Source organism: Alteromonas sp. CI.11.F.A3 (assembly GCF_032925565.1).
Classification (GTDB): domain Bacteria; phylum Pseudomonadota; class Gammaproteobacteria; order Enterobacterales; family Alteromonadaceae; genus Alteromonas.
In genome coordinates this window covers 2,417,566-2,443,008 of record NZ_CP136708.1, presented here as the reverse complement: position 1 = coordinate 2,443,008, position 25,443 = coordinate 2,417,566, and the positions used below count along the sequence as shown (strand labels likewise).

Below are 25,443 nucleotides of genomic sequence, written 5' to 3'. Positions count from 1 at the left end.
CAGGTTAGTGTATCTGCAGATTCGCACTTTTTTAGATACGCACATAGTAAGAGTTACCAGTAAATACAAAAAAGGCTACCACACTGGGTAGCCCTTTTTATTGTAAGGTGACAAGGAACGTTGTTGGTCTATTTAGGCGTTCCCGCTCTAATCTGGCGTTCCCGCTCTAATCTGGCGTTCCCGACACTACCGTCTGAGGGTCGAGGCGCATTTTGCCCAAGTTAATTCGCCAATCTAAGTGTGGGCCTGTTGCTCTACCTGTAGCGCCAATGGTGCCAATCTGCTCGCCTTGCGCTACCGTATCGCCTACTTTCACTGTAATTGAATCTAAGTGAAGAAAGGTAGAAAAGACGCCCATTCCATGATCAAGAATTAACGTATTGCCTGAATAATACAAATCTTCTGCTAACGTGACTGTGCCTTCAACGGGAGCTGTAACGGGAGCGCCTGTTGGGCCTCCCACGTCTACGCCGAAATGTGGCCACTTAGGCACACCGTTTAATACACGCTGACTTCCGTAAACGCCAGTTATTGGACCTTTTGCTGGCCACTCAAAGCGTGTAAACAATGCGTCGGCATCAGTTACTTTACTTCTGGCAATCGACACATTAACGTTGTCTTGCCTAATTCTTTCAAGCACTGCTTTTGGCGGCGTTACCATTTTAGAATCAAGCCCGTCTATACGTTGAATGTCGTATTCACGTTTAGTAAGGGTAATTTCTCGTACTGAAATAGTGCCATCAGCAAGCTCGACTTTAAGCTTGTGAGACAGGCCTGCATCGCGAGGAAAACCAAAAACGAATTTGCCTTCGCTATTTAGCGACAATGTTTCGCCATCAAGAGTAACGACAGCATCAGGGGCAACCTGACCTCTTATCAAGCTCCCTTGAGTTAGAGTGCCATTTAACGTTATTCCGTCTTGCTGCGCATTAGCGGCAGTTAAACTACCACCCAACAATAGTAAGGCTGACATGCCAGCAGAACGCGCTGCGACTTTTAGTGAGTTAATCACACTAGATTGGATAGACTCTCCCCCCTTAACCCTAGAACTCATTACTACTCCTTTTCGTACTTTCATCACACATGATTCGCATTGATAGCGAATTTATAAAGTACTTGTGCCGTGCTTGTACTGTTCTTTTATCCTAAGCTTGCCAATAGTCTTTACCCGATTTTGCCTACCATATTTAAACAAAAATGAGGTAATTAGTCAGATACCATGGCACCTTTACCCACACCTTCATACGCCACTACTTGGCAGTGGTTGTTGGGAGTGCGTTTCTTTTGCTCAACTAACAAGTACTGAGCTAAACATTCCACCGTTGAATCTGTGGTGATCACCTCGCAATCGGCCTTAGGAATAAGTAACTCAAAATAGCCTTGTGATGATTCGTAAGCAAACGAGAAATAATCGCTAGGAGTAGCGACTGAACCGGTTATTTTGCGATTTTCGTACGCGATTTCATCTTCCGTAGTGGCGATATAGATATCGTCCCAACGGTTTGCCCAATAAGCTTGTTCTTGTTCGCTAATTTTACCATCAAGGTAAATATCAATACGAGAACGATGACCATGCGCTATACGCTGACAATTTCCATCATGCTTTTTTAACCCGTGGGTATAGTGATAAAACGGAGACTCTATCACCTCGGTACGCAGCTTCAATGTAATGTTATCAACGTTTTCGGGTAAATGGGTGGCAAGCACCTCTTTTAAATAAACGCTCACCGATTCCATGGTAACCACATCTGAATACAAAAATGCATAGGCTTCTGCTGGGCAGCGAAGCATAATTTCTCGCGCATCTTCACAGGTAAAGCGCACTTCAACCTGTTCATTTACGTCATCATGGATAACCGTTGCGCCCGCATATTCTGCAGGCACAAGTAATTTATGGTCGACATATTCGTCAATCAGTCGTTTAAGATCTTTCTTAACAATTCCAAAATCCTGAACCATACTTTCTTCGTTAAGTTCACCGGTTAGGATTACATCGACAATCCAGCTTTCACCTACCATGCCGCGTTTGGGGCAAAGGTAAGAAAAGTCCATTACTGTCAAATCGTTTACAAATAGTTGCATGACACCCTTGTATCGTGTTCGTTTTCTGTTGTTAGTATACGTTTTTTACGTGTTAAACGCAGTGATTAGTCCATAGAAGATTGGCGATTAAGCTGATCTTTTAAATTGGGTGGAATTCCGCGAATCGTTAACGTATCGGTGGCGGGGTCGTAAAATACCCGATCGCCCATCAGCTTGCGCTCGAAACTTACCGATACTCCGCCGCCCTGCCCCGTAAATTTCGCTAACTGTTTTAGTGCGGCGGGATCTGGCTGAATTTCTTTTTCCAGCGGTACTTCCATAGACTGAGTAAATGATGAAAAGTTGCTACTGGTTTCTTCGTTCGAAGGCAGTCTGTTCGCTAACTCATCAACCGATAAGCTTTCGCCAGCATCAATCTTTTCTTTAAAATACGTTTTCACTTCTTCGCGGTGCTGGTGCTGCTCTTGAGGATCTAACGATTCACTAGCCAAATAAGCATCTACCGACGAAATTAACTGCTTATTTTGCTGCTTAACATCAACCAGTTCTTCACAACCAACAAACTGCATAAAGAAGTCAGACACTTTACGGCCCATACGGCCTTTGATAAAGCTTACATAGCGCTGCTGTTCCGGTTGTATATCCCATTGGGTTAGGTCAATACGAACTGCCAGTTGCATACGTGCCAAATCGAGATGCTCTCGAGCAGACAAATCCAGTGAATTGGTCACTTCAACGTGAGAGCGCGTATTTAGCAACGCAATCATCAAATATTGCGTCGCCAAAAATTCATACTGACAAAAGATAAGAAACCCTGTTTCTACTGTGCCTGTATCTATTAACGTTTTCACTAATCGCTTAGTGGCTGATAACGAAAAGCTATGAAATTCTTCTTCTAAATTGTCGCCGCCCGCTTTTTTCTGCGCTAGGTAGTTTTTTAGACCTTCGGAAAACTCTGCAACGTTATCAGTGTTTTCTTCATCGCTTTGTGAAACAAAGTGACCCACCCCTTTACCTGGCTTAGCATTAAAGCTGTGGTTAATCTGGTGTGCGAGAAGCTCAATTTCTGGCGTTACTGCCAAACAATTGTCACGAGGGATAGCTTCAATTTTATCCTCGTTATTAACGACTAAACGGTGTACAACAAAGTGATGAATCAGTGCACTCATAGCGATTAGGGTGTCCTGTTGCTTAAAAAATGTCAGAAAAACTAACGGAATTGCGGGATTTTAGAATGAATGATTGTTATCACTCAAACAACGATTATAATCATTTTACGAGTAAAACCATTCTTTTTATCAAAGAAATCATGAAAAAAGAGGCGTAACAGTGCCCCAGAACAGTCGTTATACCAATGCCGAATTTGAAACCTTAATGAATAAAGTCATTCTAACCCTCGAAGAAAACGATGCGGGGAGAGATTTATCGCTAATGGTACTAGGTAATGTGATTACCCATATTTTACAGAATCAGGTTAGTCCTGACAAACGCGAAGCCATGGCAGATCAGTTTGCTAATGTGCTCAAGAAGAGTGTTCAAGGTTAAGTAGGCTTTTTTATGATTTTAGCCGAATCTCCTCGCCGCCAGCGAGTGACGAAATTAGTTAATTGGGGCCATTGGTTCGCACTAGCGAACATAATAATAGCCATTGTTATTGCATCAATTTTTGTTTTTTCTTCACCCATGCCAGGCACGGGCGTAGGGACGCTCTATTTACTCACCAATTGGTTGGGCCATATTGGCTTTATGACCTTTTTCGGGTTTGTAATTTTTATTTTGCCCCTGTGTTATTTAGCCACCAATCCAAGGGCAATTAAAGCCAGTGCGTCAATCATTGCTGCGGTTGGGCTTGCCTTGCTGGCATTCGATGCGTTGTTATTTAATCGTACCGGTTTTCATATTAGCTTTCACGCTGCCGATTTGCTTAAAACTGAAGCACAAACGCAAATAAGTGAATTCTATTGGCAACAGTGGGCTTATTTATTCATGCTGTTTTTAGTGTGGTTAGGCTTTCAACTTGTGCTTGCCAATGCTATTTGGAAAAGGGTCGAGCGCTTTTCACAGCATAAAATTGGTGTACCAGTAGCCAGCTTTTTTGTGGTGTGTTTTGTTACCAGTCATGCAGTGCATGTTTGGGCCGATGCCGAACTTTATCAGCCTATCATCAAGCAAGATAATATGTTTCCGCTGTCGTACCCAGCTACGGCTAAAACTACCATGTCGCGTTATGGCTTACTTGATTTAGCCGCCTATGAAGAGCGAAAACAGCTGCAGTTTAATACCGACATTCATAATATTAGCTATCCTGCGGAGCCTGTATATTGCTCTATAGATTCCGGTAAGAACATGACAGTGATAGTGCAGATTGATGATGCCCCTATTGCTGGTATCGACACACTTGGGCTTGATGCGTTAGAAAACTACCATTCTACCGCCAGTAGTTTACAAGGGTTGATAACCACCACCTTGTTTGGTGTACCAGAGATTTATCAAGACTCATTAAGTAAAAAGCGCCCTGTGCTACTCGCCTTACCCGTTGGACTAGGAATGCCTGTCTCTATTCATTTTGATGAAAGTTTACCTGACGATTTGTTTACTAGTTATCGCCAGCCTCTTTCAAACAATCACAATGGGTTACACTTGGCATTTTTACCTGCATCTGCGATTGAAGGCTACGTAACGCAAAACATGCTGCAAACCAACAAGGTAATGATTGCTACCGGTTTCGGGAGCGAAAGCTCGCAAGGTATGCTTTACAGCAACATGTCGCTAAGTGCTGATATCGCTAGCACTGAAGATCTTGCGCCTACAATTATGAATGCCCTTGGATGCGCGGCGCCTACAACCTTCTACTCGACGGGTCAAAACTTGTTAAACCCAAACCGCAAATGGCTAGTCAGTACCTCTGGTGAGCGTATTGTGGTGTTCCACAATGGAAAACGTACTGATGTGTTAAGTAACGGTAGTTACGAAATTACTGACGTTGCTACAGGCAAACGCAGCAATGCACCGCTTAACGTTGATTTATTGAGCCAAGCCATCAAACACTTGTCTCGGTTTTCTAACCAAAACTAAAACGTGAAAGGCGCCACTTCACTTCAAACTTGGGCGCCTTTTTTGTATCCGTTCAAAATGCTTTTTAACGCACTCTCAACGCAAATGCTTTTGACGTACAGCTTTGCTTTCTCTTCATTCTGCTTACTAGACTCAATTAGCGCCCCAGCCATTAGCCATTAGCCATTAGCCAACGTGAAGGAAAGCATTAAGGAAAATGTGAGTTAAACGCTACTGGGAACAGGAATGTCGTTCAAAGATGTGACTTGAATGACATTGCTTAGCTCTACTCCAGCTGGCGGGGCTTTACGGGAAACAAAATAGCAGTGGGATAAACTTACTTTTTGCCCTGCTTGTATATCTCGCCAACTGTCACCAACCATGATGCTCAAAGGTAGTGATATAGCATGCTCTTCTGCGGCCTGAAGTAGCATGCCTGGGTTTGGTTTCCGGCACTCACACTGTTTTTTGTACGCGCCAATGCCATGCTCTGGATGATGAGGGCAAAAATAGACAGAAACCTCGCCGATACCGGCTTGGTAAAAGTCTTGCTGAACAGCGCTCATCAAAGCGTTAAAATCATCTTCGGAATATAAACCGCGTGCAATGCCCGACTGATTAGTAACGATAATAATTTTATAGCCTGCTTTTTCAAAACGCTTTATTAGCGAGAATATACCGTCAACATATTCAAAATTTTCGTACTGCCCCACATAACCATGATCGACATTAATGATCCCATCACGGTCTAAAAATAAGGCTTTAACTGTGTGTGAACCCATGTTGTGCTTTCTCTTCAAATGCACTCAAGCGGTCTCTGGCATTTTTAGCCAAGCTTGAACACGAAAATCAACGGTGACTTGGTTTAGCTTCTCAACAATTTCTGCCAATCTGTCCGGTGGTAAACGCCAGTAATACGGCGTCATTTTAATCAACGCGATTTTTTGCTCATCGTTGTCGAAATGCAGGGGATAATTGACTGTTTCATCCATAGATTGTTCGAAACCCACCCGCGTTTCTTTGTCTACAGCATGTTTTGCGGGGTTGTCATATACCAATGACTTTAACTCGAACAAGTGCATGGGCGCAGGATCCACGGTAAGTAAAAACCCACCCGCTTTCAACACACGTACATACTCTTCACTGCTTCCGGGGGCAAAAACCTGAATAACCACATCTTGAGTATTTGACTCAATAGGCAAATCAAAGCTACTGGCCACAACAAACTGCTGCGATTTATACGCCTTAGCCGCTAATTCCACCGCAATTTTCGCGATATCACTACCGCTGCCGCTAGTGTGGATACCAATGGCTTCTAAACCTGTTACTAGGGCGTTTAGGTAACTCCCTTCTCCACACCCTGCATCGTAGATCGCAAGTTCTGGCTTTGCATTGATATCAGCATTGTCACTACTACGGGTATCGGTGTAATACTGCGCCACTATATCTGTCATGCGCTGCTTTAAGGGGCCATAACCATTTAGATCGTGGAACTCTCTTCGGGCGCGAACCATACTTTTGTCGTCACCAGGTGACTTGGAATTTTTAAATTGTACGGGAAGAAGATTAACGTAGCCTGCTTTCGCTTTGTCAAAACTATGATTATTGCTGCATTGAATAACCGAGGCACTCATATCGATTGGGCTTCGGCAAAGTGGGCATTGCCACATAAAAAGAGTCCACTGTAAAACTGTCTAATATTGGCGGCGAGTTTACCAAACTTCGCCGCCGGTGTCGTGACTGCTTCAGCGTTGATACTAGGTTGTGAAAGTGTTTACGTGTTTTAACACGAAGGAACCCTCACACGGTGAAGCCTGGCTACAAATCAGCCAAAGGGTGGGCTTCATTGGTCCATGGTGAGTCAAAGAAAGAGGCAACAACCTCTTCTGGCACATCTTCCACTTTCTTGTATTTCCAATTTGGCGATAAGTCTTTTTCTATTAGTAGTGCGCGTACACCTTCCTGAAACTCTCCGTGTTGACCACAGCGACAAGACATAATCGCTTCCATACGAAAGCAATCAGCCAAAGACAACTCAGCGCCACGTTTGCACTCTTCAAACACTAAGTGCGCGGTTATAGGCGACCCTTTAGCCAGTGTAGATTGCGCCCGACTTAACCATTTATCTTCGCTTACATCCGCTGATAATAGGTTATTAACCACATCGGTGACGTTGACTGGTTCACACCATTTCTCAATAACCGCTCGGTGAGATTCTACATTTTCCGTTAGCTTACTTTCTGGTGCGTTTAGGCCGTCTAATATAGCGGTGACTTGCACGTTAAGGGACTCAGATTCATCATCAAGTTTCCATGAAAAGCTTTGCAGCGCATCAAACATCGCCGGTTGTTGATCTGACGCTACTAATACGTCAGCTAATTCTACGTAACACGCGTCAGCCCCATTCATTTGCACACCGGTAAGTCCCAAAAAAAGCCCGGTTTTACCTGGCAAGCGTGGCAGAAAATAGCTGCCACCTACATCAGGGTACAATCCGATGGTTATTTCAGGCATCGCAAGGCGGGACGTTTCGGTAACTACGCGATGGCTTGCACCACAAATTAACCCCATTCCACCGCCCATGACGATGCCAGACCCCCACACAATAATGGGTTTAGCATAGTGGTGAATGGTATAATCAAGGGTATACTCGGTACGGAAAAAAGAAGCGAGAAAGTCAGGGATTTCGCCATTCGATTCAAGCATGGCGTTGTACATAGATACAATATCGCCACCGGCACAAAATGCTTTTTCACCTGCGGCTTTTAACACTACGCAAACAAGGTCGTTTCTATTTTCCCATGCTTGTAGTGCGTCTAATAACAAACTCGCCATTTCTAAATCTAACGCATTTAGGGCTTTAGGCTTATTAAGGGTAAGCACGCCAATAATATGCCCTGAGTTTGTTGTGATTTCTTCAACAACCACTACTGATTCTGTGTGTTCCACTTTTTACTCCTTGTTGCATCACCTATTCTTTGCCACCGCGCCTGTTATCACAGAACGCTGTTTTCATCGCTTAGCAAGCGCCTACCGATTATGACTCGCATAATTTCGTTCGTGCCTTCTAGTATTTGATGTACCCGTACATCTCTTACGTGACGTTCTAGCGGATATTCTTTGATATAACCGTATCCACCATGTAACTGTAACGCGTCGTTACACACCTTAAAACCCACATCTGTCGCAAACCGTTTGGCCATTGCGCAATATGTACTGCTATCGGCATGTTTGCTATCAAGCTTACTGGCCGCCATTCTAACCATTTGACGGGCTGCGACTAATTCGGTTGCCATATCCGCGAGTTTGAATTGCAACGCTTGGAAGGTAGCTATGGGTTTTCCAAACTGCTCACGTTCAGTGAGATACTGCCTGGCCACATTGAGCGCTTGTTGCGCTGTTCCTATGGAGCACGTAGCTATATTAATTCGCCCACCGTCTAACCCTTGCATAGCCATTTTAAAGCCTTGCCCTTCATCACCTAGGCGACACGACGCATCAATTTTTACATTGTCGAAAGTGATCATTCTGGTTGGCTGGGCATTCCAGCCCATTTTTTCTTCTGCTTTGCCATAAATAATACCTTCAGCATCAGCTGGAACGGCAAAGGCACTGATCCCTTTTGGGCCATCTCCTCCGGTACGCGCCATTACCACGAGCACGTCGGTACTGCCTGCGCCAGAAATAAACACTTTTGCGCCGTTAAGCACATAGCCATTGTCTACTGGCGTAGCTTTGGTTTTTAATGAAGCAGCATCTGAGCCTGCACCGGGCTCAGTTAGGCAATAAGACGCCAGTTTTTCACCTGATACAAGTACGTCACACCATTGCTTTTTAACGGCTTCTTGGCCCCAAGTCGCAATCATCCACGTGGCCATGTTATGAATTGTCAGCATGGCCGTGGTGGTGGTACATCCCATAGAAAGCTGCTCGAAAATGATAGATGCATCGAGGCGCGATAACCCCAATCCGCCTTCTGATTCAGGTGTATACAAACCGCAAAAACCTAGTTCACCCGCTTTTTTAATGGCCTCTATGGGAAAATGATGGTCTCTGTCCCATTGTGCTGCATGGGGTGCAAACTCCTGCATCGCAAATTGGCGAGCAGTTTCTTCAAAGGCGAGTTGATCATCTGAAAGGTCGAAATTCATGTTACTTGCCCTTCTGGGTTATAAATTGGTAATTTGTAATATTAGTTTCAAGTGAAACGCAACCATAGCGTTGTCAGTCGTAAATACAGTATCTAACAACTTACCTTCACGTAAACGTAAACATCAAAAATAAATAAAGTTAATGTAAAATAAATGTGACAAATATGAAGGTAATTTACCCAAAATTCTAACCCCTTTAGCCTCAAAATAATAAATAAAGACATACAGTTAGAAAGTTAAACTTACGACTAATGCACTTTACACTCAGCGCTGATAAGCTATGTTTATTAAAACACTACTATACTGACACCTTTTGGATTATCGGATTGCTATCGTTGAAGATAACGCAACTGCGCGCACCACGTTGCGAGGTCACCTTTTGCCCATAGCAAAATTAAACGTTAGCAGTTTTGGTTCAGGTGTAGAGCTCAAATCTGCGCTACGTAAGCAGCATTTCGAACTCATTATAATGGATTACCACCTAGGCCAAGGAAGAACGGGTGTGGAGTGGGTACAGAGCTTAAAAGAATCAGGTTTTATTCGCCCTGGAACGGGACTTATATTTCTTACCTCCGATCGTTCTCCTCAAACGATCGGGCGTATAATGGATTTGCAACCAGATGCATTGCTTATAAAGCCTTACACCATTGCGTCATTATCTCGTCAAATTAAGCACTATTTGAGCTACCGCCAGTATATTGACCCCGTGTTGCGGGAAATGGATAACAAACAACGCCCTTCTGCTATTACGCTATTGCGCAAGAAGTTGCGTGAAGGCGTGCCGCCAAGGCTCGCTTCCGACGTGGGTAAACTTTACGCCAAACTCTTATTTGAGAACGACGATATTTTGCATGCGATGCGAGTGTATGACGATGTACTCACTCGTTCAGATAAAGTGCTTTGGGCACAATGGGGCAAAATTAAGTGCCAGTATGCGGCGGGGCTTTGGCCCGACTGCCAAGACGAACTCAGTGACATGGTAACTTCAAGCCTTGCTCGAGACAGCGCGTTTGAATGGCTAGCCTCTTTGTCTTTTGAGCAAAAGTCGTATGAGCAAGTAGAGACCTATTTAAGTCAGATTAAATTCAGTGAACTTAGCTTACCCGCTGCTAGGTTAAAATCTATCGCGTATCAAAAACAGGATAAAGTGGTAGAAGCCATAGACCTGCTTCAAAAAAAGCGCGCTATGCATCGAAGTGCCAAAGACAGATTTAATGATTTCACCTTTGAATTGGCGGAATTTTATTTACTACTTGCAGAAGAAGCGCCTAGTACTAATCGAGAAGAAAGCTTAAGCCAGGCGCGTAAGTTAGTTGGCCTAGCGGGTCGTAGTCAAAGTGATCGCCAAGTTTTACAAAAAAGAGACTATCTACTGGCCTTTTCAGCCATTTTAGAAGGCGAAGATCAAAAAGCCGCTCACTTACTTGAAAGTGACTACATGGATGATTACTTACGTACCGAGCCCTCGATGCTGGTTATTGCCGCTAAAGTGCATCATGGATTGGGCGAGGAAGGGAAAGCGAGCCAATTACTTGCCCTTGCAAAGCAGAAGAATTCGGAGCTACAGATTATTTCTGAGCAAGTCGCTAACGACGATCTCATTTTTAATGGTGGTGAGCGTTTAGGCCTGAATCATGACCAAGCCGTCATGCTAAATGAAACAGGTACAAAGTTGTTTATGGATAAACAATACTTACCAGCGATGAAGCATTTTTACGATGCATTGAATTTATCGCCAGAAACCGCCGCATTCGGGCTTAATTTATTGCAGTGCATGATTGAATCAGACACCGCTGTTTATCGCAAATACGGCATTCGCAAATTACTTAGAGTTGTTGCTGATATGGCACTTTCAGACAGTAACCATCATAGGCTCACCCAATTAAATTTAGCAGCACAAGCGAACGCTGAAAAGCTAATGGCTCCTGCTATCAACGAAGACAACAAGCGCCACTAGCGGTTAGATGTAAGCTTGGGTTACCAGTCGGGCAAATTAACTAGGTAAGAGTTAACTGGATGAGTTCATACTAGTAATGCGTTATTTCAAACGCATTAACAGGCTGGATGTATCCCAACGATGGCCACCCATTTTTTGAACGTCGCCATAATATTGGTCGACCAAGGCCGTTAGCGCTAATGTAGATCCATTTCGACGCGCTTCATCAAGGGCGATAGATAAATCTTTTCGCATCCAATCAACCGCAAACCCATAGTCATAATGATTGTCGAGCATAGTAGCTGCACGATTTTCCATTTGCCAGGATTGCGCAGCGCCCTTACTGATGACATCTATCACCGCATTACAGTCTAACCCTGCTTTTTGCCCAAAATGAAGTGCCTCTGCTAGCCCTTGAACAATGCCAGCAATGCAAATTTGGTTCATCATTTTTGCTAACTGACCACTACCACTTTCACCTAATAATTGACTGTGTCTAGCATAAGCAGAAAATACAGCTTCAGCGCGAGCAAACGCTTTTTGTTCGCCTCCCACCATAACGGTGAGTAAACCATTTTCAGCACCGGCTTGGCCACCTGACACTGGCGCATCTAAAAATGCGATAGACTGCTGCTGGCATAGTGAAAACATTTCACGCGCAACCTCTGCCGACGCGGTCGTGTGATCTATCAGCAAGGTACCCGGAGCCATTGTACCTAGCGCTTGGCTAGCAACATCTTTAACATCATTGTCGTTACCTACGCACATCAACACTATATCAGCATCTTTCGCAGCTTCTGCAGGGGATAGCGCCAAGCTGCCGTCAAACTCTTTTACCCACTTATCAGATTTCGCTTTTGTGCGATTATAAACAGTAACATCGAAACCTGATTTTGCTAGATGCCCAGCCATGGGGTAGCCCATTACGCCAAGCCCTAGAAAACTGACCTTAATCGAAGCATTATCGATAAGTGAACCTTCAGATGAAGACATTGTAGTTGTATCATTTGACATAGTGTAACTCTCTTCATAACTGATTATACTGAAGCGAAGTGTAACAAACTTTTTGATAACTAAAACAAATCAATAACTAAAATAAAGAGAAGCGCTATGAGCATATATAGTCACCAAGTGGTTAAAAATAACGGCGAAGCTATTGCTATGTCAGACTTTAAAGGCAAAGTCTTACTTATTGTCAATACTGCCAGTAAATGTGGCTTTACTAATCAATATGAAGGTTTAGAAAAACTCTATAAAGATTATAGCGCGAAAGGCTTCGAAATATTGGCGTTCCCTTGCGACCAATTTGGCCACCAAGAGCCGGGGTCAGATGACGATATCGCTCAATTTTGTGCTATGAACTTTGGTGTTTCTTTTCCACTATTTAAAAAAACTGACGTTAACGGTACCCAGACGCATCCTCTTTACGTTGAATTAAAATCTGAAGCACCTGGTTTACTTGGCTCTAAACGCATAAAGTGGAATTTCACTAAGTTTCTTGTCGATACAAACGGAAACGTTGTTAAGCGTTACGCACCAACTACGAAGCCGAGTGAAATAAGTAGTGATATTGATGGACTACTAAAAGCCTAAATTATTATCGTTTAATGAATAGGGAGTGCAATGTAATGAAAGTCGCTTTTTTTAGTGCCAAACCATATGAAGAAACTGCCTTTAAGGCCGCCATTGAGCGTGTAGAAAGCACCCCTATTTCTTTTACTTATTTCCCCCATCAACTCACCGCTGAAACCGCGCTATTGTGCCAAGGTTTCGATGCGGTTTGTGTTTTTGTTAATGATGAACTTAACGCGAAAACCTTGTATATCCTGCATGAAGCTGGCGTTAAACATATTGCCCTACGCTGCGCTGGCTTCAACAATGTAGACATCGCCACCGCCAATGAGTTGAATATCAGTGTGTCTAGAGTACCCGCCTATAGCCCTGAAACAGTAGCGGAACACACACTAGCGCTAATTCTTACGCTAAATCGCAAAACACACAAAGCGTATAACAGGGTTAAAGAAGGTAACTTTGAATTAAGCGGTTTATTGGGTTTTACTCTGCACGATAAAACCGTAGGCGTGATAGGTACAGGACGCATTGGCCAATCGGTGATTCGAATATTGAAAGGCTTTGGTTGCAATGTATTATGTTATGACCCCTACCCTAATCAGCAACTCGAACAAGAAGGCGTTGTTTACACGTCTCTCGAATCACTTTTTAGCCAAAGCCACATTGTTACCCTTCACTGCCCGCTTACCGAGCAAAGCTATCACCTTATCAATGAATCGAGTATTGCATTAATGCCCAAAGGCGCGATGCTAATCAACACATCACGAGGCGGACTCATTGATGATAAGTCGGTAATCAATGCGCTAAAAAATGGGCATTTAGGGTATGTAGGCTTGGATGTTTATGAGCGAGAATCAGAACTGTTTTTCAGCGACCACTCCCAAGACATTATTCAAGATGACGTATTTCAGCGCTTGCTAACGTTTCCAAATGTATTGGTAACCGGCCATCAAGGCTTTTTCACTAAAGAAGCCTTAAGTGAAATTGCCGCTATTACCCTAGATAACTTGTGCTTCATTGCCGGTGACGCCAGTCTAAACGTTAACAACAATATGGTTAAGCCTATAAATTAACGGGTACCTTTTAAGATGCATAGCGTCATGGGCATAACGGGTATCGGTTAACGAATACGATTTAAAGGCTTAGGTTTAAGAGAATATTAGGAAAGTAGCAATATTTGCTACTTTTCCAATACAAGATGAAAGTACTTGCCCAACCACATAAACGGCTCGGTTTGGTTGTAAGTTCGCTCTAAGGTTAACAACCCTTCGAACTGGGTAGTTTGATGTTCTGGGTTCTTCAAGTAGTCATGAAAACACCGTATGCCAGTTTTCGCTTTTACAGTAAAACCAATAGACTCACAAAAGTCACTAGCTTGTTTAGCCGGTAAAGGATTTTTGGGGTTCAGCCGAACTTGATTTCTCACTTTCATCCCCTGCGCAATATAATCAAAATTACCATAGATAGCGTTGGTCATTAGATTTGCATCACGGTTAAAAAAGCTAAGGCTTAATATTGCCCCTTTACGCATATTGTCATACAGAAATTGAATAGCTTGGTAAGGATCATTCAACCATTCCAAAACAGCATGGCAAACCACAAGGTCGTAGTGTTCCATGTTTTGAATATCTAACAAATATTGATGTTGAATATCCACGTTAGAGAATGTTTTTAAGTTCTCTTTGGCATGTTCCAGAACGTCTTCCGAACCATCGGTTAACAGTACCCTATGCCCTAGCGATGCCAAGTGAGCGGCCATCACACCTGTGCCGCCTCCCACTTCTATCACCTTTTTAGGCTGTGTGTTTTCTGATACTTCAACAAAAGGCGCTAACGCCTCACACAGCATAATTTGCCTAAGTTTACCTTTTGTCGTGCCATAAATATTATCGGCAAACTTTGCGGCTATACCGTCAAAAATATGATCTGATTTTTCTGTCATGCTGGGTTTCGAATATCGATAAACGTCACGTCTAGGTTAAACTCAGACTGAATATGCTCACCCAACGCCTTCACGCCGTAGCGTTCAGTGGCATGGTGACCCGCCGCAAAAAAGCTAATACCCATTTCTCGCGCCGTATGAATAGTTTGTTCAGAGACTTCGCCAGTAATAAACGCATCTACGCCAGCCGCTACCGCTTGCTCAATAAATCCTTGCCCGCCACCAGTGCACCAAGCTAGCGTTTTAATGGTTTTAGTTTCATCACCTTCCGCTAATACCGTTCGCCCTAACATATCAGCTAAACGTTGCTGTAGCTCATTCTGAGACATTGGCTTTTCGAATTCCCCTTGCATCACTACACCCGTAGGTTTTACGCCACTAAGGGCTTGCACATTGTCAATTTCAAGTAGTGCAGCAAGCTGTCGGTTATTCCCAAACTCAGGGTGAACATCTAAAGGTAGATGGTACGCAAATAGATTTATATCGTGTTCAAGCAATGCCTTGATGCGCTTTTTCTTCATGCCACTAATTGCTTGCGATTCGCCTTTCCAAAAATAGCCATGATGCACCACTATGGCATCAGCATTTTCTGCAATGGCAGCATCAATTAACGCTTGTGAGGCCGTTACCCCTGTAACCACACGTTGAATTTCTGCTTTCCCTTCAACTTGCAGACCATTAGGGCAATAATCGCTAATCTCATGGGCTCTAAGTGTGCCATCTAGATAGCGTTTAAGTTCAAGGTTATTTACTGACACAAACACTCCAGTTTACTGTTATACAATGAGTCCAACAATCTCGCTGAACCTATAGAATTATTGAGCATTATACTGATTTTAAACCACTACTGCCGTCATTTCTTTTGACACATGCCATGCTACCATTCCCCGTTCTTATTCAAAATATCCGTAATGGACTCTGCAATTTCCCAGCGCGGTGTACCACTTGAATTACTCAGTATAATGATTGCGTTTTTATTGTCTGGGTACGTAAGCACGAGCGATTTGTATCCACGAACGCTACCTGGATGCCTGGCGACTTTGCCATATTCATTCTCATAAACCTGCCAACCAAGCCCCATGTATATTTCGCCCCACGTTGTTTTAACTCGTGGCACTAACATCGCTTCGAAGGATTGCGTTTCTAAAATGGCGGGATCATTATTAAGCGTTAACGTGAGCCACCGGCTTAGATCGTATACATTAGCAATGAGCCCCTCACTGGGATTGAATGCTAAATCATAGGGTCGCTGCTGAGGCTTATCTATTAATCTCCCCTTATGGGTTGGGTGCGCTTCAGCTAGATTCTTATTTGTACCACCATAAAAATGACTTTTTTTGACCTTTGCTGGCTTCAAAATATTGTCATAGATAAAAGCGTCATAGCGCTGACCACTAACTGAGCGAATGATCTCACCTAACAGATTATAATTAGTGTCACTATACACAAAGCTGTGTTTTTCAGACGTTTCGGGAGCTGTATTATCTCCCACCAATTCTAAATAACGCTTCAGCGATCGACCTTGTTTAGCACTCGCAGGCCTAATAACGTCGTTTAAACCCGAAGAATGGGTGAGCAATTGCTTTATAGTGATTTGAGACTTTTCAAGCTGTGGTACATATAAGCCTACTTCGTCACTGAGGCTTAGCTTTTTGAGCTCAACTAACTTCATTAAGGCTTGCGCGGTGAAAAGTTTAGAAATTGACGCAGCCCTAAATAAAGTTTTATCCGTTACTGGTGTAGTTAATTTTTCATCTAGGTAGCCGAAACCATCAATATAACTCACTTCACCAGCAGTAATAATAGCTACAGCCATTGCAGGAACATTACTCTTTTCCCGAACTTCATTTAAATAATGAGACAGCTCCCTATGACTATTCGTTTCGGCGGATATAGCATTTACGGAAAATATAAATAGTGTCGAAATGATTAACTTAAGCAAGAAGCACCCAAAGAAGAATTTAACGTTAGCAGATGGTTAGCATACGCAGAGCCAGAATGACTAAAAGCCCCCTCGTGTGCGTTCTAAAGTGCAAATAGAATTTGGGGGCACAAAAAAATAAGAAAATAGCTATTAAAAGTCAAATACGTTTGCTGATAGATAACCTACGCCGATACCAAAGCACAGCATAGAAATTGTTCTAATGAACTTCAAAACCTTTGAAGCATCGTATATATGCTTACCTTTGAGCAGTGAATCAATTATATGATCTTGCCCCATTATTGACATGATAATAGAAGCCACAAAAAAACCGAGGGAGATATAAAGGTCTTTACTTGCTTCTACAGCTTTCAATTGAACGAGAACAACGATTGCACCTATAGCCGCAGATGATAACCACGCATATTGTTTTAACAGGTCAAAATGTAACTCCGTTGTAAGCGTCTCATTTCTAATTTTATTCTGACTGGCCGAATCCAGTTCGGCGGTCTTTTCTACTTCCAGTGGTTCCATTATTAATAATTCCAATTCCAATTTTAATTTTAATTTTAATTTAACGCTAGCCACATTCATCGGGTTAACAGAAGTTTGCTGTAAATATATGAGAAATAGAAATTAACAAGCTGTTCTGATGGGCTTCTTGTTAACCCTAACCCTCAAAGAAAGCATGAATTTCTTTAGCCAAAATTACAGGCGCTTCTTCAGCGGGCTTCCCTCACCTTCAATACCGTACTTTACCTGACGGCCCTTGAATGTGAATGTATATGGCAATTTCCAATTACTCAAAATACTACCCTCCCATATTAGATAATGGGGATTAAGGTGCTATGACCGCGAAGGTTCAAACTTATCATACCTTGGCAATTCAGCATCTAGGTTATCCCAGTTTGCCTTCGAAGTAACAAAGTTGTGAGAGATTGGCCTTTCAGAAATATCTGAATCTAAAATACCAAGCCGAATTCTAATCTTTTTAGGATTGGCTGCGTTTGAACTATAAATTGGTGAAGCACATACTGAACAGAAGTGTCTATTTTTACCGGGTTTGAATTCGTAAGTGGCAAGTTTCTTCTTATGATCGATAACGCGGAATTCGTTTATGTTTATAAAACCATTGGTGGCGTAGGCCGTACCGCTATTCTTTCTACAAAGTGAACAATGACAATGAATAATGTCATCTATCGAGCCAGAAATTTCAACGTTTATCACGCCACACAGGCAGGAGCCGTAGTACATTTCACTTCCTTGTAGTAATAAGGGCAGATTACATTCTTACTTTAAATTTTTTGTACCGCCACTTTAAGGTCGTTTAGCTAAAACTACTAACCTTGCTTTGCGGTGTAGGGAGGTTGCCAGCAACGCCTTGTGCTACAAATGGCACAAGATGACTGATCACCTCTTCAATATTCACATGCTTATGAAAATCTGACTCAGCAATTTCTGTTAACGCTCGGCTTGAGGCCATTGAGAAAACAAAACTTCCCATTGCAAAGTGCAAACGCCAAAAAAGCTCTTCTTGAGGTAGGTCGGGCAAGCATTGTTGAATAGCGTCAACCAAGGCTCTAATTGTCTCGCCATAGTCGTTCATAATAAAGCGACGTAAATGCCCTTGGGTTTCATTATATCCGCGGCCCAAAAGCTGAACAAAAATGGCTGTACCAGATGGCCTGAGCAAATTGAGTTTCAACATGGGAGGAATAAGTGCATACAACAAAGTAGCGACACCTTGACTACCAGAAGATACCTTATTGTTAGCTAAGCAGGTATTTACTTCAGGCATTAAGATATCGAAATACCGTTTCAGTACCGCTTGAATAAGATTCTTCTTACTACCAAAGTGATAATTGACTGACGCTAGATTAACCTCGGCTCGAGTAGTAATCTCGCGCATCGATGTCTGCGTGAACCCTTGCTCTGAAAAGAGCAGTTCTGCGGCATCCAAAATATCAGCTTTAGTTTGCTTCGCCATTTTTTATTTTTCTTTAACCTAAGTACAATCACCCCCGTCCCAGTACGCAGGAAACGGCTTAGAACGGGGTGAAAAGGTTACGCATAACCAACCGGGGTTCTGCAACCTATTAATTTATATTAATTATTTTAGAACCAGTGTCTTGCTTTATTCCAAGACTGCATAACTACCCGTTCGGCCACAGCAGCAACAGACAGCCCTAGTTTTTCTGCCACATTTTTCTTCAACGAGTACTTCACTTTAAATATTTCGCGTTCTGGGAAGTGCGACAAAATGTAGTCATCAGAGGTTGAAAGATCATCCACCAAACCTAATTCTTTCGCTTTAACACCAGGCCAATATTCACCTGTTGCTACTTTCTCTATGTTCATTTCTGGGCGTTGGCTATGAACAAAGTCTTTAAATAAAGTGTGGATTTCTTCAATCTCTTCTTTAAATTTTGCGCGACCTTCATCGTTGTTTTCACCGAACACGGTAAGCGTTCGCTTGTATTCACCCGCCGTATGCTGCTCAAATTCCACATCATTTTTCTTCAATAATTTATTGAAGTTAGGTAATTGTGCTAGCACACCAATTGAACCGATATACGCAAATTGAGACGCTAACAATTTATCTGCCACACACGCCATCATGTAACCGCCACTGGCCGCGACTTTGTCTACTGCGATGGTCAATGTGAGACCTTTCTCTTTAATGCGCTGTAACTGCGAAGCTGCTAATCCGTAACCATGTACCACGCCACCGCCACTTTCTAAACGCACAAGTACTTCATCTTTCTTACTGGCTACACACAAAATAGCGGTAATCTCTTCACGTAAATGCTCAACCTCATTGGCATCCATAGAGCCTTTAAAATCAATCACAAATAAGCGAGATTTTTCTTCTTCATCGCTAGCTTTCTTATTTTTACTTTTGGCCTTATCTTCTTTCTTCTGCTTTTTAGCCAATTGCTTCAGTGCTGCTTTATCGAGCAGTACTTGCTTAGCGTAATGGGTAATGTCCTTTAGTTGCTCTGATAGCGATATTATTTCTAACTGACCTTTACCCTGTTTCTGCTTACTGGCAACGCCAACGATGGTTGATACCACAATAATAAACGCGATAACCAAGGTAACGGCCTTAGCCACAAATAAACCGTATTCGTACAAAAACTCCAAATCTATCTCCTAGTACAAAATAAAAGGGTCTGTTGTCAGACCCTCCTTAACGACCTTATTGTCTAAATAGAACTTACATTAAGGCGACATTATATAATGGCGCCTATAATAGCAGTCTAATTTTCCTCTGACGATAGGGTTAATGTACTGATTGTATTTGCAGATATTTCTTCGTCGGTAAAATACAACTCACGTAACGTAGGTTGAGACGAATAAAGTCCGGTTTGATCAAGGGAATGTTCACTGCCATAAGCCCTAGATTGAGAGTATGAAAGAAGCCCTCTTCCCTTTGGCCCTTCATCTGTAAAGTTAATGACCATCATCCAACTGCTACCATAATTAATATGATAACCCTCTGCTTCTGCGCTCATAATAGTATTGCTATTAAGCGGCGCATAGGTATGCCTTGGTAACAAGGTGCCATTATTGTTAGGCACAATACTAAAAACATTAAAGCCACCTTCAATGTTATGTGCACCCGCCCATGGAAGTTTCACACCCGATGCCGTGCCATTCGGCAAGCTACGCTCTACAAATTGAACTTCACCTAATGTTGCATCAAGTGCTACGCCCGCTTGGTTAACAACTTGAACCGCTGTAGCAAACTGATTAATTGTGGTTTCATTCTGCAATAAACCACTAGGAGTGGTAACTGGGTTGTCTACAGAAAACGGCGTTTCCCACTGGGGATCCCTGTCAAATTGAAACGCAAACTCTCTAAATACGTGTGCTCCAACACTGTCTTTATTCATGGTGCCATCCCATGAGGCTAATGCTGCACAGCCACCAGAGATATCTACGTCTTCACCATTAACCGAAACTGGATCACTGCCTTGCGCGGTACAAGCTTGAAGTAAGCTAGGTAGCACCATATCGGCTAACATGCTTCGATTGTTAAGTAGCAAAGTTTCAACTTCGTCAGGCGTGAATGTGTTGTCACTGCCTGCTTCAGATTCAATAAATTGCTGAGCTAAACGCGATCGCAGACTTTGTTGATTTTCCACATTCCCATAAAGAGGCGATACACCTGTGATGGGCGACGATAAGTTTGTTAACCAAAAACTGTCGTTAGAGTTTTGTACTGAATCTGTTCCCTCATACTTTGGTGCTTCCTCGTAAGGCACAGGTCCATCAAAATCAAACGCCGAGGCAAAACCGGGTAGAACCGTAAAACCAGCCGCTATTTTGGTCTGAACTAACACAGGATTAGTGGTTAATTCTGAAATGGCAGTTTCCGTTAAGTCAGGGACAGTAGAATCATCAATGTAAAAAACCTGACCGTCAGCAGAAGCAGACATGGTGTTATTGAAAATAACGCCGTCATAGTTTTTAAAAGCTTGTTTGAACTCATCCATAGAGCCAGCCATATTCATCGCTAGCCAATGATCAACAACGTCCAAATTCGGCAAGTTTGCGTCTTTTATGGCAAACGCATTGGTGTCCGTCCACTCAAAATTACCCGGCACTTCAATCATAGGCCCGTAATTAGTGTAATAGGCTGTTTTATTGAGCATGATGGTTTGACCTGGCGCCACTGCTACCTCAATTTGCATTGGCTTTTCGTAAATGGTGCGTTTACTACCATCGACTCTATGCGTAAGACCCGTGTTATCATCTTCATCTAACGTTAATTGGTAAACGACAAAATGCTCAGCAGTAGAAAATGTGTGTGTCCACGCAACATTTTCGTTAAAGCCTATATTCACCGCCCCTGGTAAGCCCGTCAAAGAGCCCCCAGTCACGTTTAGATAACCAGGTATTTGCGTATGGAACTGCCAAAAACGTAAATTACCCGTGTGAGGGAAATGAGGATTCCCCAATACCATTCCCATGCCATTCGTGGTTTTATCACTCCCTAACCCCCAGCCATTTGAGCCCATGTCCTGCGGATTTTTTTCGGGTAGCGTTATGGTCGGGTTAATTTTAAATGGTGCAGCATTTTCATTTGCCAACAAAGTGGCATTAGGTGATGTCGCTGTGACTTGCGAAGCGGTATTGGTGCTCGCTGCCGGTGTAGGTAAGTAGCTTTCACCTTCAGGTGCAGCTAAAAACATTGGGCCTAAAAAGTTAGCTGCACCTGGTAATAAAGCTACACCCAGTGAGTAAGTTAACAAGTCAGTGCTGTCGATATCCGTTACCCAAGGCTGCCCAGCACACGACTGGTCTTGATCAGCCACAGGTGTGTCGGCTAAATAGCGATTATAACCTGCTGTATAACCTTGAAACATGGCTCTTGAGTTAGCTGACATGCGGGCTAAATTTTCTTCAGCCAGCGCACGAATTCCCAATGTTAAAAAACCAAAATCATTTATAAGGTGCTCTGAATCACCACTGCCCGCTTGGTTGTCGGGACCGAAGTATTTCGAGCGCTCCGAATTATATTTAATAATTTGATCGGCCAAAATACATAAATTATCTTTAGCAAACGCATAACCCACCCCGTAGGCCATACTTTCCAGATTGTCCGCTTTAACATGAGGTACACCGTACGTCGTCCACGTTATGTCAGCCGTCAATACGCCATCTGTATCAAAAGCGGGTACCGGTGCGGGTGTAGGTTCAACGGGAGTTGGCTCAGGCGTGGTAGGCGTTTGAACGTTATCAAAATTATTATCGTTCCCTCCACAACCTATAAGTGTGGCAGCAATAGAGGCTGCGAGAAGTGTACGATATGGCAAAATATGTTTCTTTGGTATGTTCACAAACTGTCCCTTATTGTTGTAATACTCGAAATCAAGATCCTGTATCCTTCTTTCTTCAACAGATCCGACCAATTAACACTACATTAACAACAAGAAACATTCAAACAACATTTTAATTTTTCAGCGTAAATAAGCAAAAAAAAGACCGACATAAGTCGGCCTTTTCATGTTTATGAATCAATTAGTTACATAACATTAGTTAGATACAACAGTCTCATCAGTAATAGGTAATACCGTAGCGTCAGACGCGATATACCCTGCTACTTCTCTTTGCATTTCAGCCGTCACTGCCGCACTGGCTGCTGGGCTTAAACTTGATGCATGTGCACCACTGTTAAATAAAACCAAACCACTTAATGCATCGGTACCAGATTGGGTAGTTGTCACCTGCTCTAAACCAATGGTATTAGCAAGAGCTAACTGACCAGACAATGGTAATGATGTACTAACGGGTATGACTTGGTCAGGCAAGTTTTCTTCACCGCCGTCACCTACCACTGTCATCATATGTACCGGCGTCGTTTCACCAAGCGTAGTGGCATAGTTAGTTGGGTCACCAGCGTCCATCACCGTTTGTGCAGCAAATGCGAATTCAGCAAATACCGCATTCACTTCTGCAGCTTGTTCATCGCTTAAGGCATCCATAAATGCGCTTACCGCACCCACTAACTGTGCTTCTGAAACATCAGTTGTGCCATAAAGCTGAGTTAACAAGGCAACAAACTCTTCAGACGACTGTGATAACAGCAATCCTTTAATGAGCGGACCAAAGGTAGGAGACTCAAGTAAGAACTGAGCCGCACCGCCTCCAGGAGACTCTAACGAGGCTTGTTTAACTGCGTACATACCGTCTAACGCACCTAATGTTTCGCCCATGCTGGTGTTAGCTACTGCGGCAAAGTTACCACCAGTAATAGCACCTAAAGATACACCCATGATAGATACACGAGACATATCAAATGACACGTTCTGGCTTGCGGTAGCATCAACTACTGCGTTTAAACCTAAACGTAAGCCCAATAAATCAGACACGCTTTGACGCAGGTTATCACGCGCAGTTGGCAAACTTGCCAAGTTCATATAATGCGTCGCGCTTACCGTTGTTGCATTAATTTCGTCAGTACCGTCACCGTCTAAATCGTATCCACGAGTACCGTGAAGTGGTTGGTCGATAGCTACCGAAGCAATACCTGCCAACGACAACGTCCCCGTAATCGCTAACATGTCTTCTTTTTGACTAGTAATGCCGTGAGCTAATATTACCACTGGCCAACCCGCTTCAGGCATGCTGACAGAAAAGCCAAGTGCACCCGCAATTGCTGGGTCTGGAATAGTCACCTGCACATCTAGCGTCTCTTCACCCATGTTTCCGCCAGTCATCTGAGGGAATGGGTTAAACTTAGTGATGTTACGGGCGTTATCTAGCATTTCGCCATCAACACGTAAATCAGATAAGCCAAGGCTCGAGCACGTTTCGAAGTTCGGACCTGGTGTGGCACTAGCGAGTACTTCGTCAGAAGCCGTTGCTAACACAATACCGCTGTCACAGGCTGCTTGCCAAAATTCGTTAACCGGCGCGGTTGGGTTTTCTGCGCTTGGAACACCTAGGAAATAAGGAAGCGATACGCTACCTTCATAACGTTGTGCCGCACAAAACGGGCCCGCTTCAGCAAGTATGCCAGTTGACACAGCTACAGCGAAATCGTTAACCGCACCCCATTGGGCAGATAACTGACCTGATACAGTACCCGCTAACCCAGCACACGTTTCAAGGGCACTGAAGTCAGTGGCTTCGATAACAGGTACTAAGGCTGCTGCCTCAGCAGGTAAATTATCTATACCAACCGAAACTGCACCAGCCACCACATCTTCGGTAACTAAGTTTAATGCTTCCATTGCCGTAGGTGCGCTATCAACGTCCCCTACTACAATAACTGGAAGTGCTTCACCTGCGGTTGGGTCTCCAGCAGCAGCGCGCGCAGCAAACTCACCCACCATCACTTTTTTGATAGTGTCGAGTGAATTCTCAATTGATTGGGTAGTGAATGCAGAAACATAGGTGATATCTTCGCGCTCATAACCTGCACTAATTACGGGGTTAACCAGTGAGTTCACAATACCTTGAAGCAATAATTGATCATCACTTGATAAAGGCAGTGTATTGATATCTTGTCGCGTTAAATCCCACGATGTAGAGCCTTGAACCGCCTTACCCGACGAATCTTTCAAAGCAGTGGTCATCACCAACATGTGACCTTGAGCCGGCTTCAGTGGCTTTAATGGCACAAAGGTGATTGTTGATTCATCAGCAAGCGAAAGTACATAATCTTCACCGTAAACCAGTTGATCGCCAAGCTTACAACCCGCAGAAGGCGTTGTGATTTGCGCGCAGTCTGGATCGTTTAAATCCAACCCTAAGGTTGCTTCAAACATCAATACACCCGCTGCTAAGGTAGAAGCGTCTAGCGAAACACCCGCTGGCGTCTCTACTGAAATAGCAAATGGATGCTGAGTTGACCAACCGTCTAGTACGTTAAGTGCGTTTTGTGGGTCAGCGAAGTTTGTCGGATCGTCTACCGGAATATTAAGGGTATAATCGAAGAAGCCGTCATCCCCAGGCAGCATTAAAAGATCGTTAGGTATATTTAAATCGCCACTAGCGGGATCAAACACGATACGTGAAAATGGTGTTTGGACCTCTGTCTCGGCCTGAATATCGGACAGGGTATCATCGGAGCCGCCACAGCCTGTTAGACCCAGCGCAAGGGCCACACTGGAACTTAATATGAGTTTTCTCATTCTTACTCCCTACAAGCATTGTTGTTATTCTGTGTATCTAAAACTCGCATTGCTTGTAAGATGGCACCTTTAAAGCCTTGTTCTTACTGCAAACTCACCGAGTTTCAAACATGTTAGACCAGTTGTATCTCCCTCAATCTTATTAACTTTGTTGCAACTTTGCAAAGTTTTGTTAACGC

General features: G+C 43.4%; 22 protein-coding genes. 5 read left to right on the top strand and 17 right to left on the bottom strand.

What is annotated here, in order from left to right; translation table 11 throughout:
- Nucleotides 1-166: 166 nt before the first annotated feature.
- The 3 genes from R1T43_RS10460 to yejK all read right to left on the bottom strand — a co-directional run bounded on the left by R1T43_RS10460 (nt 167) and on the right by yejK (nt 3,212).
- Nucleotides 167-1,054: a M23 family metallopeptidase gene (locus R1T43_RS10460; RefSeq protein ID WP_211070921.1), complete on the bottom strand. Its 888-nt coding sequence runs from the start codon at nt 1,052-1,054 to the stop codon at nt 167-169.
- Nucleotides 1,055-1,206: 152 nt separating this feature from the next.
- Nucleotides 1,207-2,082, bottom strand: coding sequence for a 6-pyruvoyl trahydropterin synthase family protein (locus R1T43_RS10455; RefSeq protein ID WP_211070922.1), 876 nt, complete (start codon nt 2,080-2,082; stop codon nt 1,207-1,209).
- A 65-nt stretch (nt 2,083-2,147) separates the two neighbouring features.
- Nucleotides 2,148-3,212, bottom strand: a complete 1,065-nt coding sequence (yejK, locus tag R1T43_RS10450; RefSeq protein ID WP_317348650.1) for a nucleoid-associated protein YejK — start codon at nt 3,210-3,212, stop codon at nt 2,148-2,150.
- A gap of 160 nt (nt 3,213-3,372) precedes the next feature.
- On the opposite strand from yejK, the gene R1T43_RS10445 reads away from it, so the two are divergent.
- Both R1T43_RS10445 and R1T43_RS10440 read left to right on the top strand, forming a co-directional pair.
- Nucleotides 3,373-3,588, top strand: coding sequence for a DUF1414 domain-containing protein (locus R1T43_RS10445; RefSeq protein WP_211070924.1), 216 nt, complete (start codon nt 3,373-3,375; stop codon nt 3,586-3,588).
- Nucleotides 3,589-3,600: 12 nt separating this feature from the next.
- Nucleotides 3,601-5,118: a DUF3413 domain-containing protein gene (locus R1T43_RS10440; protein ID WP_317348648.1), complete on the top strand. Its 1,518-nt coding sequence runs from the start codon at nt 3,601-3,603 to the stop codon at nt 5,116-5,118.
- 203 nt (nt 5,119-5,321) lie between these two features.
- Here R1T43_RS10440 and R1T43_RS10435 read toward each other — a convergent pair whose 3' ends face one another.
- The 4 genes from R1T43_RS10435 to R1T43_RS10420 form a co-directional block, all read right to left on the bottom strand.
- Nucleotides 5,322-5,879 (bottom strand): HAD family hydrolase, encoded by a 558-nt coding sequence (locus R1T43_RS10435; RefSeq protein WP_317348647.1) that lies wholly within the window; start codon nt 5,877-5,879, stop codon nt 5,322-5,324.
- Nucleotides 5,880-5,903: 24 nt separating this feature from the next.
- Complete coding sequence (locus R1T43_RS10430) at nt 5,904-6,767, bottom strand: putative RNA methyltransferase (RefSeq protein ID WP_317348646.1); 864 nt, start codon at nt 6,765-6,767, stop codon at nt 5,904-5,906.
- Between the two features lie 148 nt (nt 6,768-6,915).
- Nucleotides 6,916-8,046: an enoyl-CoA hydratase/isomerase family protein gene (locus R1T43_RS10425; protein WP_317348644.1), complete on the bottom strand. Its 1,131-nt coding sequence runs from the start codon at nt 8,044-8,046 to the stop codon at nt 6,916-6,918.
- A 47-nt stretch (nt 8,047-8,093) separates the two neighbouring features.
- Entirely contained in the window at nt 8,094-9,248 is a 1,155-nt protein-coding gene (locus tag R1T43_RS10420; RefSeq protein WP_317348641.1) for an acyl-CoA dehydrogenase family protein, read from the bottom strand.
- Nucleotides 9,249-9,579: 331 nt separating this feature from the next.
- On the opposite strand from R1T43_RS10420, the gene R1T43_RS10415 reads away from it, so the two are divergent.
- Nucleotides 9,580-11,205 carry a response regulator gene (locus R1T43_RS10415; RefSeq protein WP_317355780.1) on the top strand — a complete coding sequence of 542 codons (1,626 nt, stop codon included), beginning with the start codon at nt 9,580-9,582 and terminating at the stop codon, nt 11,203-11,205.
- A gap of 81 nt (nt 11,206-11,286) precedes the next feature.
- Here the strand turns inward: R1T43_RS10415 and R1T43_RS10410 are convergent, their stop codons facing one another.
- A complete protein-coding gene (locus tag R1T43_RS10410) occupies nt 11,287-12,177 on the bottom strand; it encodes an NAD(P)-dependent oxidoreductase (protein ID WP_410549017.1) in 891 nt (296 codons plus the stop codon).
- Nucleotides 12,178-12,294: 117 nt separating this feature from the next.
- On the opposite strand from R1T43_RS10410, the gene R1T43_RS10405 reads away from it, so the two are divergent.
- Both R1T43_RS10405 and R1T43_RS10400 read left to right on the top strand, forming a co-directional pair.
- Nucleotides 12,295-12,777, top strand: a complete 483-nt coding sequence (locus tag R1T43_RS10405; RefSeq protein WP_211070931.1) for a glutathione peroxidase — start codon at nt 12,295-12,297, stop codon at nt 12,775-12,777.
- 35 nt (nt 12,778-12,812) lie between these two features.
- A complete protein-coding gene (locus tag R1T43_RS10400; RefSeq protein ID WP_317348636.1) occupies nt 12,813-13,829 on the top strand; it encodes a 2-hydroxyacid dehydrogenase in 1,017 nt (338 codons plus the stop codon).
- Between the two features lie 107 nt (nt 13,830-13,936).
- Here R1T43_RS10400 and R1T43_RS10395 read toward each other — a convergent pair whose 3' ends face one another.
- From R1T43_RS10395 to R1T43_RS10355, 9 genes are all read right to left on the bottom strand, one after another.
- Entirely contained in the window at nt 13,937-14,698 is a 762-nt protein-coding gene (locus tag R1T43_RS10395) for a methyltransferase (RefSeq protein WP_211070938.1), read from the bottom strand.
- Nucleotides 14,695-15,456 (bottom strand): Nif3-like dinuclear metal center hexameric protein, encoded by a 762-nt coding sequence (locus tag R1T43_RS10390; RefSeq protein WP_317348633.1) that lies wholly within the window; start codon nt 15,454-15,456, stop codon nt 14,695-14,697. Before R1T43_RS10390 ends, R1T43_RS10395 begins: the two co-directional genes overlap by 4 nt.
- 119 nt (nt 15,457-15,575) lie before the next feature.
- On the bottom strand, nt 15,576-16,514 hold the full coding sequence (locus R1T43_RS10385) for a serine hydrolase domain-containing protein (RefSeq protein WP_317348631.1): 939 nt from the start codon (nt 16,512-16,514) through the stop codon (nt 15,576-15,578).
- 258 nt (nt 16,515-16,772) lie between these two features.
- Entirely contained in the window at nt 16,773-17,153 is a 381-nt protein-coding gene (locus R1T43_RS10380; protein ID WP_317348629.1) for a hypothetical protein, read from the bottom strand.
- 312 nt (nt 17,154-17,465) lie between these two features.
- Complete coding sequence (locus tag R1T43_RS10375; protein ID WP_317348627.1) at nt 17,466-17,873, bottom strand: GFA family protein; 408 nt, start codon at nt 17,871-17,873, stop codon at nt 17,466-17,468.
- Between the two features lie 73 nt (nt 17,874-17,946).
- A complete protein-coding gene (locus R1T43_RS10370; protein ID WP_317348625.1) occupies nt 17,947-18,606 on the bottom strand; it encodes a TetR/AcrR family transcriptional regulator in 660 nt (219 codons plus the stop codon).
- Nucleotides 18,607-18,734: 128 nt separating this feature from the next.
- Nucleotides 18,735-19,763 (bottom strand): protease SohB, encoded by a 1,029-nt coding sequence (sohB, locus tag R1T43_RS10365; RefSeq protein WP_317348622.1) that lies wholly within the window; start codon nt 19,761-19,763, stop codon nt 18,735-18,737.
- 116 nt (nt 19,764-19,879) lie between these two features.
- The gene (locus tag R1T43_RS10360) at nt 19,880-22,465 is read right to left on the bottom strand and encodes an acylase (RefSeq protein WP_317348619.1); all 2,586 of its coding nucleotides are present in this window, start codon (nt 22,463-22,465) and stop codon (nt 19,880-19,882) included.
- Between the two features lie 195 nt (nt 22,466-22,660).
- Entirely contained in the window at nt 22,661-25,264 is a 2,604-nt protein-coding gene (locus R1T43_RS10355; RefSeq protein WP_317348617.1) for a VolA/Pla-1 family phospholipase, read from the bottom strand.
- Nucleotides 25,265-25,443 lie beyond the last annotated feature (179 nt).